This is a genomic window from Microbacterium sp. LjRoot205 (assembly GCF_056175745.1).
In genome coordinates, this window is sequence record NZ_JBGFFH010000004.1 from 49,059 (window position 1) to 65,642 (window position 16,584).

At 67.5% G+C, this 16,584-nt stretch carries 11 protein-coding genes; 7 read left to right on the forward strand and 4 right to left on the reverse strand.

The window, feature by feature from the left end; genetic code table 11:
* The gene (locus AC04ME_RS10305) at positions 1-714 is read left to right on the forward strand and encodes an alpha/beta hydrolase (protein WP_311879903.1); all 714 of its coding nucleotides are present in this window, start codon (positions 1-3) and stop codon (positions 712-714) included.
* Here the strand turns inward: AC04ME_RS10305 and AC04ME_RS10310 are convergent.
* Positions 711-1,772: an AI-2E family transporter gene (locus AC04ME_RS10310; RefSeq protein ID WP_042536761.1), complete on the reverse strand. Its 1,062-nt coding sequence runs from the start codon at positions 1,770-1,772 to the stop codon at positions 711-713. The genes AC04ME_RS10305 and AC04ME_RS10310 overlap by 4 nt on opposite strands.
* Positions 1,773-1,951: 179 nt before the next feature.
* On the opposite strand from AC04ME_RS10310, the gene AC04ME_RS10315 reads away from it, so the two are divergent.
* Both AC04ME_RS10315 and AC04ME_RS10320 read left to right on the forward strand, forming a co-directional pair.
* Positions 1,952-3,979, forward strand: coding sequence for a DUF8094 domain-containing protein (locus AC04ME_RS10315; RefSeq protein WP_475434841.1), 2,028 nt, complete (start codon positions 1,952-1,954; stop codon positions 3,977-3,979).
* Positions 3,976-4,902, forward strand: coding sequence for a tetratricopeptide repeat protein (locus AC04ME_RS10320; RefSeq protein ID WP_475434843.1), 927 nt, complete (start codon positions 3,976-3,978; stop codon positions 4,900-4,902). Before AC04ME_RS10315 ends, AC04ME_RS10320 begins: the two co-directional genes overlap by 4 nt.
* A 46-nt stretch (positions 4,903-4,948) precedes the next feature.
* Here AC04ME_RS10320 and glgB read toward each other — a convergent pair whose 3' ends face one another.
* From glgB to glgX, 3 genes are all read right to left on the reverse strand, one after another.
* The gene (gene glgB / locus AC04ME_RS10325) at positions 4,949-7,153 is read right to left on the reverse strand and encodes a 1,4-alpha-glucan branching protein GlgB (RefSeq protein ID WP_042536756.1); all 2,205 of its coding nucleotides are present in this window, start codon (positions 7,151-7,153) and stop codon (positions 4,949-4,951) included.
* Positions 7,150-9,213 carry an alpha-1,4-glucan--maltose-1-phosphate maltosyltransferase gene (locus tag AC04ME_RS10330; protein WP_475434845.1) on the reverse strand — a complete coding sequence of 688 codons (2,064 nt, stop codon included), beginning with the start codon at positions 9,211-9,213 and terminating at the stop codon, positions 7,150-7,152. The genes glgB and AC04ME_RS10330 overlap by 4 nt, the downstream gene beginning before the upstream one ends.
* 76 nt (positions 9,214-9,289) lie before the next feature.
* Positions 9,290-11,362 (reverse strand): glycogen debranching protein GlgX, encoded by a 2,073-nt coding sequence (glgX, locus tag AC04ME_RS10335; RefSeq protein ID WP_475434847.1) that lies wholly within the window; start codon positions 11,360-11,362, stop codon positions 9,290-9,292.
* A 95-nt stretch (positions 11,363-11,457) separates the two neighbouring features.
* On the opposite strand from glgX, the gene AC04ME_RS10340 reads away from it, so the two are divergent.
* Genes AC04ME_RS10340 through AC04ME_RS10355 form a run of 4 tightly spaced genes read left to right on the forward strand, consistent with a single transcriptional unit; the run spans position 11,458 to position 16,580 of the window.
* Complete coding sequence (locus AC04ME_RS10340; RefSeq protein WP_475434848.1) at positions 11,458-12,633, forward strand: cysteine desulfurase family protein; 1,176 nt, start codon at positions 11,458-11,460, stop codon at positions 12,631-12,633.
* A gap of 9 nt (positions 12,634-12,642) precedes the next feature.
* Complete coding sequence (gene mnmA / locus AC04ME_RS10345; protein WP_475434850.1) at positions 12,643-13,740, forward strand: tRNA 2-thiouridine(34) synthase MnmA; 1,098 nt, start codon at positions 12,643-12,645, stop codon at positions 13,738-13,740.
* 42 nt (positions 13,741-13,782) lie between these two features.
* Positions 13,783-16,098 carry an NAD-dependent DNA ligase LigA gene (gene ligA / locus AC04ME_RS10350; protein ID WP_475434852.1) on the forward strand — a complete coding sequence of 772 codons (2,316 nt, stop codon included), beginning with the start codon at positions 13,783-13,785 and terminating at the stop codon, positions 16,096-16,098.
* A complete protein-coding gene (locus AC04ME_RS10355) occupies positions 16,095-16,580 on the forward strand; it encodes a hypothetical protein (RefSeq protein ID WP_079112759.1) in 486 nt (161 codons plus the stop codon). Before ligA ends, AC04ME_RS10355 begins: the two co-directional genes overlap by 4 nt.
* Positions 16,581-16,584 lie beyond the last annotated feature (4 nt).

Sequence of the window (16,584 nt, forward strand, 5' to 3'; positions counted from 1 at the left end):
ATGGAGATCCGTGGACCGATCGAGTTGCCGGCGCTGCGCGAGGACATCGTCTTGGAGACCGCTGATGACCTGACGCTTGTCGGCGAGTTGGCGATGCCCGAGTCGTCTGCACCTGCGGCCACCCTGGTCACGCTGCACCCGCTTCCGACGGCCGGCGGCTTCATGGACTCGCACATCATCCGCAAGGCCGCCGCGCGGCTGCCGGCGCTGGCCGATCTCGCAGTGCTGCGATTCAACACCCGGGGCACGACCTCACCCCGTGGCACCAGCGGTGGCGCGTTCGACGGGGGAGCAGCAGAGCAATTCGACGTCGCAGCGGCGATGGAGTTTGTGCGTGAGCGAGGTCTTCCTCGCCCATGGCTCCTCGGCTGGTCGTTCGGCACCGAGCTCGCCCTGAAGTACGGGCGGGAGCACGACGTCGAAGGCATCATCCTGCTCTCTCCGCCGCTCCACCGGGCGACGGATTCCGACGTCGCGGCGTGGGCGGGCGTCGATGTCGAAGTGGTGGTGCTCGTTCCCGAGCTCGACGACTACCTTCGCCCGGCCGAAGCGCGAGAGCGCTTCGCAGCGATCCCTCACGCGAAGCTGATCGCCGTTGAGGGCGGCAAGCACCTCTGGGTGGGGGAGAGCCAGACGCGACGCGTCCTGACCGAGATCGTCGCTGCGGTGAATCCGGCGGCTCTCCCGCTGCCGACCGAATGGTCCGCCGTCTAGAGCTCGTTCATCCGGGGGATCAGCACCTGTCGGTAGAGGATCAGGATGCTGGCCGCCACGGGGATCGCGATCAGCGCGCCGAGCAGGCCCAGCAGACTGCCCCCGGCCAGCGCCGCCACGACGACGACCGCGCCCGGTACCGACACGGCGCGGCTCATGATTCGCGGGGAGATGATGTACGCCTCGATCTGCATGTAGATGAGGTAGTAGATGGCCGCGGCGATCGCTGTCGCCGGAGAGCCGAGTCCGGGGATCAGGCACACGAGGACGATGATCGTCGACCCCGTCAGAGTGCCGACGAGCGGAATCAGCGAGAAGAAGAAGGCCACGACGGCGAGCACGGCGGGGAACGGCGCGTCGATGATCGTGAGGAAGATCATGCTCAGTACGCCGTTGATGACGCCCTGGGTGACCTGCCCCATGACGTAGTAGCCGACCGAATCGGTGATCTGTTCGGCCAGGTCGATGAACCGCTCGCGCTTCGACGCGGGGGCGAGCTGATAGACCGCGCGCTTGAGCGACGGTGTGGAGGCGGTGAGGTAGATCGTGAGGATGAGGATGATGAACGCGCCGAACAGCCCGCTCACCACGGCGCCGCCGGCCGCGAGGACGCTCTGGCCGATCGACCCGCCGATCTGGGCGAGGTTCGTCTCGAGCCAGTTCGTGACGTACGCGAAGACCTCGTCGACCTTGAGATTGGGGAAGGTGTCGACCATCCACTGGCGCAGGTCGGAAAGGAATGTGCCTCGCTGGACGATGGCCGTGATCTCGGCGATGAGCTGTGAGATCTGATCGACGAGCACCGGGATGACGATCAGGATGATGCCCGCGAACACGCCGAGAACCGCGAGGATGGTGATGAGCACGGCGAGCCAGCGGGGGAGCCGTCTGCGTTCGAGGAACGAGACGAGCGGGTCGAGACCGAGGCTGAGGAAGAGCGCTGTTCCGACGTAGAGCAGCACCGTCGAGAGGCTCTCCACGCTGCCGATCAGCAGGATGCCCAACCCCACGCCGAGCGTCGCCACGAGAGCGGTACGGAACGGGTTGTGGATCTTCATCGGTGCTCCTCGGAATGCGGGACCCTGCAAGCGTATCCACCGCACCGCGACTGGCCGCGACGACGTGCCGCACGCGACTCCGGCGCCCCCTCGTGGGCAACACACAGCTGATTTCGCTAGTCTGAAATGTCGAGTGTTGCGACTCGGGCATGCGTCCGGGCCGTGTGAGGAGACTATTCGTGCGTTTCGTATGGGCCGTCGTGGCCTTCGTGCTGGCTGCGGGACTGATCGCTGCGGGCATCGCGCAGCGAACCATCTTCATGGGTCCGTCGACCCAGGAGGTCTCAGTCGCTGTGGAAGAACCCGCCCCCTATGTGCTGCTGGACGGCGACGTCCTGCGCGAGCACCCGGGCTCTCAGACGCTGCTCGTGCGGGGTGAAGGTGAGATCTTCGCGGCATACGGTCGGACGGCCGACATGGAGGCATGGCTGGCCGACGCCTCGTACAACCACGTGACCGCCGGCAATGGTGGCGAGCTCGAGGCCGAGCTGATTCCCGCCGGAGCCGCGGCCGACGGCGATGACGCCACCGCGACCCCGGCGCCGACCGAGAGCCCTGCTCCCGCGGAGACTCCGGTTCCTTCCGCGACTCCGACCGAGGGCGACGCGGCCGCAGAGCCGGGACGCAATCCGGCGGGCTCCGATCTCTGGCTGGATTCGTTCACCGAGACCGACGCTCTCATCGTCGACAAGATGCAGCTCCCCGAAGGAGTCAGTCTGATCATCGCGTACGACGGCACCGCAGACGCTCCCGACGACATCGTGATCTCGTGGCCGCTCGACACGTCGACGCCGCTCGCGGGACCGCTCATGGCCGCAGGCGCGGCCCTGCTCCTCGTCGGACTCGTGCTCTATGTCCTCGCAATCCGTCACCAGCGCCGCGGGCGAGGTCCGCGGCGCAAGGGCCCCGGACCCCTCCCGGCGACCGAGCCGATCGACGTGGCTCAGCTTCCGCCCTCGGAACGCGCGGTGATCGAGGGCTCGGCGCCCGACGCACCCGGCGATGCGGATGAGGCCTCTGGGGGTGCGCCGGCTGAGGGCCCGGACACGGCGGGAGTGGGCCGCGAAGGCGCGAATGACGCGGCCGGCGAGCGCAGTTCCGACCGCGATCGGAAGACCGAGAGGCGTGCGACGACCACCGACCGCAGACGCCGCCTGCTCGCCCTGCCCGCGCTCGCGGTGACGGCCCTGCTCGCGAGCGGCTGCTCGCCCGACTCCTGGCCGCAGTTCGGAGAAGGGACACCGTCACCGTCGCCCAGTGCGACCGTGATCGCCCCGGAGAACCAGAAACCGCCGGCCGTGACCGAGGCGCAGGCGAGACGGATCCTGCAGGAGGTGTCGACGACCCTCTCGGACGCGGATGCGGCGATGGACATCTCTCTCGCCGGCACCCGGCTCGATGGTCCGGCGCTGACGGCTCGGACGACCGAGTACGCGCTGCGGACCGCTCTTCCGGAAACCCCGGTGCCTGCCGCGATCCCGACGGATGACGTCGAGGTCGTGCTGCCCGAAGCCACCGACCGTTGGCCGCGCACGGTTCTGCTGCTCTCGAAGAACGCGGGCGACGACACCGTGCCGCCCGTGATCCTCACCATGACTCAGCAGGACCCGTGGTCGAACTACAAGGTGACGAACATGGCCGAGATGTCGGCGGACGCAGTCTTCCCCGAGGTGGCCGCACCGTGGCTCGGTACTTCACTCGTGCCGGACGACTCCGCGTTCCTCAGCATCCCGCCGAGTGAGCTCGCCACCACGTTCGCCGACATCGTCGACGCGGCAGAGACCAGCGCCTCCTACGGGCTCTTCGACGAGATCTCTCAGAAACTCGCCCAGTCGATTCGCGACAGCCGCCAGGCCGTCGTGCAGAACCTCGCCGACAATGGTGCCGCCGAGACCTCGCAGACTGCGTTCGACATCGTCCCTGCGGATTCCGCTCCGGTCTCGCTGGCCACGCTCGACAGCGGCGCGATCGTGGCGGTCTCGCTCGTCGACACGGAGTCGGTGACGCCGACGTCGGCGGACGCCGTGATCCGCTTCGGCGACAACGCGCAGGCGAAGGCCCTGACGGGCGTGTCCGAGTCCGCCAAGGGTGTGACGACCAAGTACGAATTCCAACTGTTCTTCTCGGTTCCCTCCCAGGGGTCGACCGAGCAGATCCGTCTCCTGGCTGTCCGACAGGACCTTCTCTCCGTCGAGGTGATCAAATGACCGATATCTCTCCCGCCGCGCTCCGCGGAGCTGTCGACCTCTCTTCTCTGCGAAACCGCCCTCCAGCACCGGCGGCAGGCGCGCAGAGTCCCGCTACGGGGACTGACATCGTGGTCGATGCGACCGATGAGTCGTTCGGCCAGATCCTGGAGCTCTCTCGCACTGTGCCGGTGGTCGTCGACCTCTGGGCGGAATGGTGCGGCCCGTGCAAGCAGCTGAGCCCGATCATCGAGAAGGTGGCCCGCGAACTCGGCGGCAAGGTCTTGCTCGCCAAGGTCGACGTCGATGCGAACCCCCAACTCGCTCAGGGTTTTCGCGCGCAGTCGATCCCGATGGTCGTCGCACTCATCGCCGGCCAGCCAGTCCCGATGTTCACGGGTGCGGTTCCCGAGCAGCAGGTCAGAGAAGTCTTCGCGCAGCTGCTCCAGCTCGCGGCTCAGAACGGTGTGACGGGCACATTGAATGTCGGCGAGGTCTCCGAGGGGCAGGAGGCTCCGGCGGAACCGCCGATGCCGCCGCTGCACGCCGAGGCATTCGCTGCCATCGAGGCGGGCGACTACGCTGCGGCGATCGTGGCGTATGAGAAGGCTCTCGCAGAGAATCCTCGCGATGAGGATGCGATCGCGGGCCTGGGCCAGGTTCGTCTGCTCGACCGTGTGCAGCATCTCGACCTGCAGGATGCGCGGGCTGCCGCTGCGGCCCAGCCACGAGATGTCCAGGCGCAGTTCGACGTCGCCGACCTCGACCTCGCCGGTGGTCACGTCGAGGATGCGTTCGGACGGTTGCTCGACCTCTTCGCTCAGCTTCCCTCGGACGAGCGGACGCCGGTCAGAGAGCGTCTGATCGAGCTCTTCGGACTGATCGGCGCCGCGGACCCTCGCGTCATCACCGCGCGCAACAGGCTTTCCTCGCTGCTCTTCTGACGCTGTGCTGCGGCTGAGCGGCCCGATGCCGGTCAGCCGCAGCCGCTCAGCCGTGACTGATCGTGGGTACGTGAGGCTCGCCCTCGTGGCGCAGCCAGATGGTGGACAGCGCGGGAATCGTCAGGGTCGCCACGGCGGGCCCGTCATCGTCGGAGTGCGCGACGACCATGCCTAGGTTGCCCGATCCTCGACCGCCGTATTCTGACGCATCCGTGTTGAGGATCTCCTGCCACACGCCTGCGATGGGCAGAGCGAGGCGGTGGCCGCTGCGTTCCACGCCGGCGAAGTTGCTGATCACGACGACACGGCCACCGTGGGCGTCACGGCGCTCGAAGGCGATCACGTTCGGGTCCCAGCTGGGAGCGCCGAGACGCGCGAACGACGAGCCGTCGTTGTCTCGCTCCCAGAGGGGCGCCTGGGCACGATAAGTGCGGTTGAGCTGGCCGACGAAACTCTGCAGCTGCGCATGCGATGGCTGGTCCAGCAGCCACCAGTCGAGTTCGCGGGATTCGGACCACTCCGCGAGCTGCCCGAACTCCTGCCCCATGAACAGGAGCTTCTTCCCGGGGTGCCCCCACATGTATGCCAGGTACGCGCGGACGTTCGCGAGCTTGTGCCAGTGGTCGCCCGGCATCTTCGCGAGAAGACTGCCCTTGCCATGCACGACCTCGTCGTGGCTGATCGGCAGCAGATAGTTCTCGCCGAACGCGTAGACGAAGGAGAAGGTCATCTCACCTTCGTGGTGCGCGCGGTACATCGGGTCGCGTTCGATGTACTGGAGCGAGTCGTTCATCCAGCCCATGTTCCATTTGAACCCGAAGCCGAGTCCGGCGTGATCGGTCGGTGCGGTGACGCCGGGGAAGCTCGTCGACTCCTCCGCGATCATCAGCACGCCGGGGTGAAGGCGATAGGCGGTCGCATTCACCTCCTGCAGGAAGCGGATCGCCTCGAGGTTCTCCCTGCCTCCGTGGATGTTCGGTTCCCACTCGCCCTCGTTGCGGGAGTAGTCGAGATAGAGCATCGAGGCGACTGCGTCGACCCGCAGACCGTCGACATGGAACTCGCTCAGCCAGAAGAGGGCGTTGGCGACCAGGAAGCCGCGCACCTCGGGGCGACCGTAGTCGAAGATGAGGGTTCCCCAGTCCTGGTGCTCGCCGCGCCGAGGGTCGGGGTGCTCGTAGAGCGGCTGGCCGTCGAACTTCGCGAGGGCGAAGGCGTCTTTGGGGAAGTGCCCGGGCACCCAGTCCATGATCACGCCGATCCCGGCCTGGTGCAGTCGATCGATCAGGTATCGCAGATCATCGGGGCTGCCGAAACGACTCGTCGCCGCGTAGTACCCGCTCACCTGATAGCCCCAGGAGCCACCGAAGGGGTGCTCCGCGAGCGGCATGAACTCGACGTGCGTGAAACCGGCCTCGTTGACATGGGCGATGAGCGGCTCTGCGGCGTCGCGGTAGCTCAGGCCTCCGCGCCAGGATCCGAGGTGCACCTCATAGACCGACAACGGCTGCGCGACCGCATGGGTCGCGGCACGGCGGGTCATCCACGCGCCGTCCGACCAGTCGTAGGTCGATTGCGTGATCACCGATGCGGTCTCGGGGGGGATCTGCGCCGCCTGCGCCATCGGGTCGGCCTTGAAGATCCATGACCCTCCGCGGGTGCGGATCTCGTACTTGTAGGTCGTTCCGATCGCGAGATCGGGGATGAACAGCTCCCAGATGCCGCTCACGCCCATCGAGCGCATCGCGTGTGCTTCGCCGTTCCAGCCGTTGTGCTCGCCCGCCACTCGAACCGCCGTCGCGTTGGGTGCCCACACGGCGAACGCGACGCCGGTCTCGCCTCCCACGGTCTGTGCATGAGCTCCCAGCACCTGCCAGAGCCGCTCATGTCGCCCTTCTGCGATCAGATGCAGGTCGACGTCGCCGAGGGTGGGCAGGTGGCGGTAGGGGTCGCCGGAGATCGTCTCGTCGTCGTCTCCGTACGCGGTGGCGATCCGATACGGGACCGGGGCTCCGTCGTGCTGCGCCTCCCAGATACCGTGCGCGACGTGGTCGAGCTCGAGTCGGCTCCCGTCCCGGAAGACCGCCGCGACCGAGGAGGCGAGAGGACGACGGGCGCGGATCACCGTGACGGTGCGATCGCTCGCGTCGGTGAACGGGTGCGAGCCGAGCACGGCGTGCGGGTCGTGGTGGGCACCGGCCGCCACCGCCGCCCAGTCCGATGATGTAGCTGCATCCTCGACGTAGCTCATGATCGTCTCCTCACCTTCAGTATGTGCACCGGTTCGGCGAAGGCGTCGAGGCGCACGTAGTTGTGATCGGCCCAGGTCCAGACGGCACCGGTCAGCAGGTCCTCCACCTCGAACTGCTCGCCCAGGGGCACACCCCAGATCGTGGTGTCGAGATGCACTGTGGTCTCGCGAACGGAATGCGGATCGACGTTGGCGATCACGAGGAGCGTGTCGGATTCGCCGGTGCCGGTGAAGGCCGCATCGAGGTGCTTGCTGTAGACGAGCACGGAGTCGTCATCGCTCCAGTGCACGGCGAGGTTGCGGAGCTGTCGCAGAGCCGGGTGCGCGCGACGGATCGCGTTCAGACGGCGCAGGAGGGGCGCCAACGAGTCGCCGGCCTCCTCCGCACCCTCCCAGTCACGGAACTTGAACTCGTACTTCTCGTTGTCGATGTTCTCCTCGGAACCGGGGCGCGCGACATTCTCGAAGAGTTCGTAGCCCGCGTAGACCCCGTACACGGGAGCAGCTGTCGCCGCGATGCATGCCCGGATCCGGTATGCCGCGCGTCCGCCGAACTGCAGGTACTCGGTGAGGATGTCATGCGTGTTCACGAAGAGGTTCGGTCGCATGTAGTCGCTGGTCTCGTGCGCGACGCTGGTGAGGAACTCCTCGAGCTCCGCCTTGGTGTTGCGCCAGGTGAAGTAGCTGTAGCTCTGCTGAAACCCCACGGCAGCGAGCGCGCGCATCACGGCAGGGCGCGTGAACGCCTCGGCGAGGAAGATCACGTCCGGGTCCTGGGCATTCACCGTGGCGATGAGCCACTCCCAGAACTGCAGCGGCTTCGTGTGCGGATTGTCGACCCGGAAGATCTTGACGCCCTCGCGCACCCAGTGCTGCACGATGCGCAGCATCTCCTGGTAGATGCCGGCAGGGTCGTTGTCGAAGTTCAGGGGGTAGATGTCCTGGTACTTCTTCGGAGGGTTCTCTGCGTATGCGATGGTGCCGTCGGGGAGGGTCGTGAACCACTCCGGGTGCTCATCGACCCAGGGGTGGTCCGGAGATGCCTGCAGCGCGAGATCGAGAGCGACCTCCAGACCCTCGTTCTTCGCGGCTCGCACGAACGCGCGGAAGTCGGCGGGCTTGCCGAGCTCGGGGTGGATCGCGTCGTGTCCGCCGTCGGCAGAGCCGATCGCATACGGCGAACCCGGGTCGCCCGGTTCGGTCATCAGTGTGTTGTTCCGACCCTTGCGGTTCGTCGTCCCGATCGGATGGACGGGCACCAGATAGATGACGTCGAATCCCATCGCGGCGACCGCGGGAAGGCGTTTGGCGGCCGTCCTGAACGTTCCGCTCTTGACAGTGCCGTCTTTGAGACGCTTCGCCCCCTCTGAGCGGGGGAAGAACTCGTACCATGCGCCGACGCCCGCTGCAGTCCGCTCGACCAGCAGCGTGTGCACAGCTGACGCCGAACGCAGTGTCGTGAGCGGCCGGTCACGGAAGAATCCCGCGAGCTCGGCATCGGTCGAGGCAGCGGTCGTCGTCGCCGCATCGCCGCCGGCCAGCGCTGCGGCGATGTCTCTGAGACGTCGGCGCTGAGCGGCGGGACGGTCCTTCTCGGCCGCTGCGCGCGTGAGCAGCTCGGCGCCGAGCGCCGCCATCACCGGTACATCGACGCCAACGGCGACCTTCACCTCGGCGGCGTGCGCCCAGGTCGCGAAGTCATCGGAGAACGCCTCGAAGCGAAACGACCAGCGACCCTGAAGGTCGATCGCGATCTCGGCACCCCAGCGATCGGTCCCGTCCAGGAAAGGGGTCAGGCGGTGAAGCGTCTCCTCGCCGTCGGGTGAGGTCAGCCGGAGCTGCACGCCGATGAGGTCGTGCCCTTCGCGGAAGGCGACCACGCTGAACGGCACCACTTCGCCGACGAAGGCCTTGGGTGCGAAACCGCCAGGCACGGCGGGGGTGCCGCCGATCAAAGGGATGCGAGTCGCGACGAGCCCGTCGCCGTCCGAGACGGGCCCCAACGGGCGCGACGGGATCTGTGCGGGGCTTCGGAGAGCCTTCGGACTGGTGCTGCTCATTCGTGCGGCCACCTCCCGAATGTACCGCTCCGGACGGTGAGCGGGTAGCTCGCGGAAGGCACCGGCGCGCCGCCCGTCATTCCACGCGGAAGAGTCGCATGGAGGTGCCGGGGATGGGCAGGACGTCGCCCGGGGCGAACACCTCACCACCGGCATCCGGGCGCTCGTCGGCACTCGACCACAGCGAGACGAAGCGCGTCGCATCCTCGAGTTCCTCCGGGAGGCGCACGTCGATGGGCGACTCCGTGCCGTGCACGATGAGGAGGATCCGGTTGGCCGCCTCACGGTCGGGTGTCGAGGCCGCGACGTACTGGAGCGTTCGGTTACCGGGGTCCGTCCACTGCTCGCTCTCCATCGTCTCGCCGTTCTGGTCGAACCAGTCCATGACCGAGGCGTTGGGGATGTGCTCGCCGAGTCGGGCGTATCGGCTCGGGCGCAGGGCGGGGTTCTCCGAACGGAGCTGGATCAGTCGAGCGACGTGCGCGCGCAGGTCTTCCTGCCACGGCTCCGCGTCCCATCCGAGCCATGTCAGCGACGAATCCTGCGCATAGGCGTTGTTGTTGCCGCGCTGGGTGCGCCCGACCTCGTCGCCTGCGGTGAGCATCGGGATGCCCGCAGACAGCAGCAGGGTGCCGAGCAGGTTGCGCATCGCTTTTCGACGGGCGGCGAGGATGGTCGGGTCGTCGGTCGGCCCCTCGATGCCATGGTTGAACGCACGGTTCATGTCGGCACCGTCGCGGTTCTGCTCGCCGTTCGCCTCGTTGTGCTTGACGTCGTACGACACGAGGTCGTGCAGCGTGAACCCGTCGTGCGCCGTGACGAAGTTGATGCTCGCGAGCGGGCCCCGCTCGGCGGCGAAGGTGTTCGAGGAGCCGGCGAGACGCGTGGCGAAGCCGCCGATGCCGACCGGGGCGGAGGCACGACGCGCGTAATCGATGTCGCTCAGCCAGAAGTTCCGCACCCGGTCGCGGTAGCGGTCGTTCCACTCCATCCAGCCGTTCGGGAAGTTGCCCGTCTGCCACCCGCCCATGCCGACGTCCCACGGCTCCGCGATGAGCTTGGTCTCGCTGAGGATCGGATCGTTGGCGATCGCGGTGAGCAGCGGATGCTCCGGTGTGTAGGTGTGCGAGTCGTCGCGCGCGATCGCGGCGGCGAGGTCGAACCGGAACCCGTCGATCTGCATCTCCTGCGCCCAGTAGCGCAGCGAGTCGAGCACGAGTCGGGCGCCGGCATCGGTCGAGGTGTCGAGCGTGTTGCCGCACCCCGTCGTGTCGATGTACGCGCCGGACGCGTCCTGTCGGTAGTAGCTCGCGTTGTCGATGCCGCGAAGACTCGAGCGAGGACCGCCGAGGCCCTCCTCAGACGTGTGGTTGTACACGACGTCCAGGATGACCTCGAGTCCGGCTTCGTGCAGCAGTCGCACCATGCCCTTGAACTCGGCGAGAACGGCCTCAGGGCCGCCCTTGCGGGCATCTTCGGTCGCGTAGGCGTTGTGCGGCGTGAAGAAGTTGAGGGTGTTGTACCCCCAGTAGTTGGTGAGGCCGCGCTCGAGCAACCGCGGCTCCGGCACGAAGGCCTGAACGGGAAGCAGCTCGATCGAGGTGATGCCGAGAGAGTGGAAGTACTCGATCATGGCCGGGTGCGCGAGCCCGGCATAGGTGCCGTGCAGAGCAGGCGGCACGTCGGGCTGGCGTTTGGTCAGACCCTTCAGGTGCCCTTCGTAGATCACGGTCCGGTCGAGCGGGATCCGCGGCTTGACGGACTCTCCCCAGTCGAACCCGTCGACGATCACGACGGAGCGCCACTCCTCGTAGCCGTCGCCCTGGGCGAGACCACGGGCATAGGGATCGAGCAGGAGGGTCTCGGGGTTGAACGTGTTGCCCGGACCGTGCGGCCCTCCCACGCGGATCGCGTACCGGGTTCCCGGCTGGAGCAGCTCCGTGGTCACTTCCCAGATGCCGCCGGGAAGGCGGGCGAGGTCGACCTGATCGATCACCCAGTCGAGGTCGGTGGCATCGAAGACGACGAGCTCGATGGAGGACGCGTTCTGCGACCAGACGCGGAGGGTTCCGACGCCGTCGTGAAGGCGCACACCGAGGTTGTCGAGTGCAGTACCGCCGGGCACGGTGATGTCTCGGATCGCGGGCATGAATACACACTAGAGGTCTGCACTCGGGTCTCAGGACCGCATGCACTCAGTTCCATGTGCACGCCACCACCGGAAAAATGGGGGAGAGTGGAGGAATGCGGCACTATCTCGACCACGCGGCCACGACACCGCTGCGCCCTGAGGCGCGGGATGCATGGCTCGATGCGAGCGAGATGGTCGGGAACGCATCGTCGACCCACGGCGCGGGGCAGGATGCGAGGCGCCTGCTCGAGGAGGCGCGCGAGCGCTCAGCTGCAGTGCTCGACTGCGATCCCATCGAGGTCGTCTTCACCTCGGGGGGCACGGAGTCGATCAATCTCGCGCTGCAGGGACTCTGGCAGGCGCGGCCGGTGGGGACGGATGCCATCGTGATGCCGGATGCCGAGCATAACGCGACCGTGGACACGATCGAGGCTCTGGTCGCAGCGGGAGCGGTCCTGCGTGCTGTACCGGTATTTCGCACGGCGGCGATCGACGGGCGAGTGTTCGCCGACCACCTTCCCGGAGCAGCGTTGGCAACCGCCCTGGTCGCCAACAACGAGGCGGGGACGATCAACGACGCCGCTGAGCTCGCCTCGTCGGCCGCGCAGGCTCTCGTGCCCCTTCACCTCGATGCGGTGTCGGCGCTCGGTCATCTTCCTCTGTCCTTCCGAGGGCTGAGAGGCGATGCCCCGGATGCGCTGGGGCTGGTCGCGATGAGCCTCGCAGGACACAAGATCGGAGCGCCGGTCGGTGTCGGCGCGTTGGTCGTCGCTCGCACCGCTCGGCTCTCGGCGCTGCTTCGCGGTGGCGCGCAGCAGAGAGGGCTCCGCGCCGGGACGCAGGATGTGGCGGGCGCAGCCGCGTTCGCCACCGCGCTCGAACTCGCGGAGTCTGAGCGGGAGTCGGAGACGACTCGACTCGCAGCGATGCGTGACCGGCTGGTCGACGGCATCCTGACACGAGTGCCACAGGCAGAGCTGCTCGGTGACAGTTCGCGACGCCTCCCCGGCAACGCCCACATTCTCTTCCCCGGTGCGGTGGGGGAGAGCCTGCTCTTCCTGCTCGATACGGCAGGGATCGCCGCGTCGACCGGATCGGCGTGCCAGGCAGGAGTCGCAGAGCCGTCGCATGTGGTGATGGCGATGGGGCGCAGCGAGCAGGATGCCCGCAGCGTGCTCCGGTTCTCGCTGGGCCGCACCTCCACAGACGCCGACGTCGACGCGGTCCTCGCCGCTATCGCCGACGCCTATGCGAGAGCTTCCGGCTCCGGCTCAGCTGCGCGCTCGTAGACTGGTTCCATGAGGATTCTTGCGGCCATGAGTGGCGGAGTGGACTCCGCAGTCGCGGCCGCGCGGGCCGTGGAGGCGGGGCACGACGTCGTCGGAGTGCATCTCGCGCTCTCCCGGGCGGGCGGCACCCTGCGCACCGGGAGCCGGGGCTGCTGCACCATCGAGGACGCTCTCGACGCCCGACGCGCAGCAGATCTGCTCGGCATCCCCTTTTACGTCTGGGACTTCTCCGAGCGGTTCCGCGAAGACGTGATCGCCGACTTCGTGTCGGAGTACCAGGCGGGGCGCACTCCCAATCCGTGCATGCGGTGCAACGAGAAGATCAAGTTCGCCGCCCTGCTCGATCGAGCGATCGAGCTCGGCTTCGATGCCGTCTGCACGGGACACTATGCGACACTGATCCCCACGGATGCCGGCCTCGAGCTGCACAGGGCTGCGGACAACGCGAAGGATCAGTCCTACGTGCTGGGTGTGCTGACGGCCGACCAGCTCGCGCACACCTATTTCCCGCTCGGAACCACGCCGTCCAAGGCCGTCGTGCGTGCGGAAGCCGAAGCGCGCGGTCTGAGCGTGGCGCAGAAGCCCGACAGCCACGACATCTGCTTCATCCCTGACGGCGACACCCGTGGCTGGCTCGCCGAGAAGGTGGGCACGGCGACAGGCGACGTCGTCGACCGCGGCGGAGCCGTCGTCGGGTCCCACGAGGGCGCGCATGCGTTCACTGTCGGCCAGCGCCGCGGGCTCAAGCTCGGCGTTCCCGCCGCCGACGGCAAGCCCCGATTCGTGCTCGAGGTGCGCCCGGTCTCGAACACCGTGGTCGTCGGGCCGAAGGAGGCGCTCGCGACGCGCGAGATCTCCGGCGGTCGGTTCAGCTGGGCAGGTGCAGCCCCCGAAGACGCGGAGTTCAGCTGTGACGTGCAGATCCGCGCTCATTCGGAACCGGAACCTGCGAGGGCTTTCGTCTCGGCGGATGAAGTGAGAGTGGTGCCGGATCGCCCCCTCGACGGCGTCGCCCCCGGACAGACTGCTGTGCTGTACGTGGGAACGAGAGTGCTCGGCCAGTTCACGATCGATCGCACGGTGTCGGCCGTGCCTGTCGACGCCTAGACCCGCGCTCGGGATGTCGGTGCTCGCTCGTAGACTGGCGGGGTGCCGGAGAACATCTCGTTGGAAGACGCCCGTATCGAAGCGGACGAGCTGACCACTCGCATCCTCGAGGCGAAGGACGCGTACTACGGGCGTGACACCTCGCTCGTCGACGACGCCACGTATGACGGATGGATGCGCCGGCTCGAAGAACTCGAACGGCTGCACCCCGAGCTCCAGGGACAGGATTCACCCACCCAGATGGTGGGCGCCGCCGAAGCGACGGGTCTGGCGACGATCGAGCACGCCGAGCGGATGCTGAGTCTCGACAATGTGTTCTCGATCGACGAACTGCGGGAGTGGGCAGCGAAGACGCGGGTCTCGGCGGGACGTGACGTCGACTGGCTCACCGAACTGAAGATCGACGGACTCGCCATCAATCTCCGCTACGAGAACGGCCGGCTGACGTCCGCCGCGACGCGAGGAGATGGGCGCGTCGGGGAGATCGTCACGGAGAACGCGCTGCGACTGCCCGAGATACCGTTCGAGCTCTCGGGCACGGGCCACCCTGCGATCGTCGAGGTCCGCGGTGAGGTGTTCATCCCGGTTGCGGCGTTCGAACGCCTGAACGCGGCGCAGGCTGAGTTCCGCGAGCGTGCCTACGACGACGCGTATGCGCGATGGGAGGCGCGATCGGGTGCGAAGAAGCCTTTCGACGAGGAGAAGGCCCGAACGGCCGCCGCCCGGCGGTTCCCTTCCTTCGCCAACCCGCGGAACGCGGCGAGCGGGGGCCTCCGGCAGCAGATCGACAAGAAGAACGGTCTCGAGCTCGAGGCGGGGATGCTGCGCATCGAATCGCTCGCTCTCTACGTGCACGGCATAGGCGCCTGGCAGAACCCACCCGTCGCAGCGCAAAGCCAGGTGTACGAGCAGCTCGCAGAGTGGGGCCTGCCGACGAGCCCCCACACCAAGGTCTGCACGAGCATCGACGAAGTCGCGGCGTTCGTCGAGTATTTCGGCCAGCACCGGCACGACATCGAGCACGAACTCGACGGCATCGTGGTCAAGGTCGATGAGCTCTCCCTGCACGATGAGCTCGGAGCCACCAGCCGCGCTCCGCGCTGGGCGATCGCCTACAAGTACCCGCCCGAAGAGGTGCAGACGAAACTCCTCGACATCGTCGTATCGGTGGGTCGCACAGGCAGGGCCACGCCGTTCGCGGTGATGGCTCCCGCCCAGGTGGCTGGCTCGGTGGTGAGGCAGGCGACGCTCCACAACAAGGACGTCGTGAAGGCGAAGGGCGTACTCATCGGCGACACCGTCGTGCTGCGTAAAGCGGGCGACGTCATCCCCGAGGTGCTCGGTCCCGTGGTCGACAAGCGCGACGGCACGGAGCGCGAGTTCGTCATGCCCGTGGAGTGCCCCGAGTGCGGCACCCCGCTGCGCCCGATGAAGGAGGGCGACATCGATCTGCGGTGTCCGAATGCGCGATCGTGCCCTGCGCAGGTGCGCGGTCGCGTCGAGCACATCGGATCACGGGGCGCGCTCGACATCGAGGCTCTCGGCGAGGTCACTGCAGCGGCGCTCACCCAGCCTTCGTCGCCGGCCGTTCCGCCTCTCGAGACCGAGGCAGGACTCTTCGCGCTCACGCTCGAAGAGATCGTGCCGATCGAGCTGTTCGTCCGCGACGCGGAGACGGGCCTGCCGAAGGAGGACGACGACGGGCTGGTGAAGACACGAGCGCCGTTCCGCCGCAATCCCACGGCCGCAGAGAAGAAGTCCGGCCTCGAGGGGCCGCAGCCGTCGTCGCAGGCCCTCACCCTCCTGGCCGAACTCGAGAAGGCGAAGACGAAGGACCTGTGGCGACTTCTCGTGTCGCTCAACATCCGTCATGTCGGCCCCGTCGCGGCACGAGCGCTCGCGCAGTGGTTCGGCTCGCTCGATGCGATCCGCGCGGCCTCCCGCGACGAGCTCGCTGCGGTCGAGGGGGTCGGCGGCATCATCGCCGACTCGCTGCTCGCGTGGTTCGAAGTCGACTGGCACAGAGAGATCGTGCAGCAGTGGGCCGAGGCCGGGGTCCAGTGGGCGACTCCCGGTCACCCGGGTCCGGGTGCTGCGGTGGTCGAGGGCGGCGTACTCGACGGCCTCACCATCGTCGCGACCGGATCGCTCGACGGGTACACACGCGACGGTGCCCAGGAGGCCATCATCAAGGCGGGCGGCAAGGCCGCGTCGAGTGTGTCGAAGAAGACCGACTTCGTCGCCGCCGGTCCTGGCGCGGGGTCGAAGTTGGGCAAGGCGGAGGAGCTCGGTATCCGCATCCTCGACGCTGCTCAGTTCCACATCCTCGTGACCCAGGGGCCGGACGCGCTCGGATGAAGCGCTACGGGCCGTTGATCGTCGTTCCGGGCGCGCTGGCGGTGGGTGATCCGGGGAGGCATCATCTGCGCCTGACACCCGACGCGGTGCTCTTCCGCGACGGCAGTGAGAATCGCGGCATCGTCCCGTGGATTCAGGTCGAACGAGTGCTGATCGACGTACCCGTGACGAGATTCCGGCTGCCGGGTCTCGCCAGCACGATCGTCATCGGTGCGCTGACGTTCCTCGCCGTCTCCGATCTCGGAATGGACCCGGATGACGGCACAGTCGACGTGCAGATCGACGGAGAATCCACCACCGCACCCTTGAGCCGTCACCATGTCGGCGGATACTGGGCTCCGACAGTCGATGGCGCCCATAGGCTGTTGCAGCACCTCATCGACCACCCGGAGCAGCGATCGCTGCTCGCGCGGCCGGAGTCCCTGCTCGACGTCGCCGCGCGCCTGGCACGCAGCGCGGCGTCGGGAACCTCAGGCGCCTGACGCG

Excerpts from the sequence above, each read along its gene's own strand:
- AC04ME_RS10305 (WP_311879903.1), top strand. The coding sequence starts at position 1 with ATGGAGATCCGTGGACCGATCGAGTTGCCGGCGCTGCGCGAGGACATC.
- AC04ME_RS10310 (WP_042536761.1), bottom strand. The coding sequence starts at position 1,772 with ATGAAGATCCACAACCCGTTCCGTACCGCTCTCGTGGCGACGCTCGGC.
- AC04ME_RS10320 (WP_475434843.1), top strand. The coding sequence starts at position 3,976 with ATGACCGATATCTCTCCCGCCGCGCTCCGCGGAGCTGTCGACCTCTCT.
- glgB (WP_042536756.1), bottom strand. The coding sequence starts at position 7,153 with ATGAGCTACGTCGAGGATGCAGCTACATCATCGGACTGGGCGGCGGTG.
- AC04ME_RS10330 (WP_475434845.1), bottom strand. The coding sequence starts at position 9,213 with ATGAGCAGCACCAGTCCGAAGGCTCTCCGAAGCCCCGCACAGATCCCG.
- glgX (WP_475434847.1), bottom strand. The coding sequence starts at position 11,362 with ATGCCCGCGATCCGAGACATCACCGTGCCCGGCGGTACTGCACTCGAC.
- AC04ME_RS10340 (WP_475434848.1), top strand. The coding sequence starts at position 11,458 with ATGCGGCACTATCTCGACCACGCGGCCACGACACCGCTGCGCCCTGAG.
- mnmA (WP_475434850.1), top strand. The coding sequence starts at position 12,643 with ATGAGGATTCTTGCGGCCATGAGTGGCGGAGTGGACTCCGCAGTCGCG.
- AC04ME_RS10355 (WP_079112759.1), top strand. The coding sequence starts at position 16,095 with ATGAAGCGCTACGGGCCGTTGATCGTCGTTCCGGGCGCGCTGGCGGTG.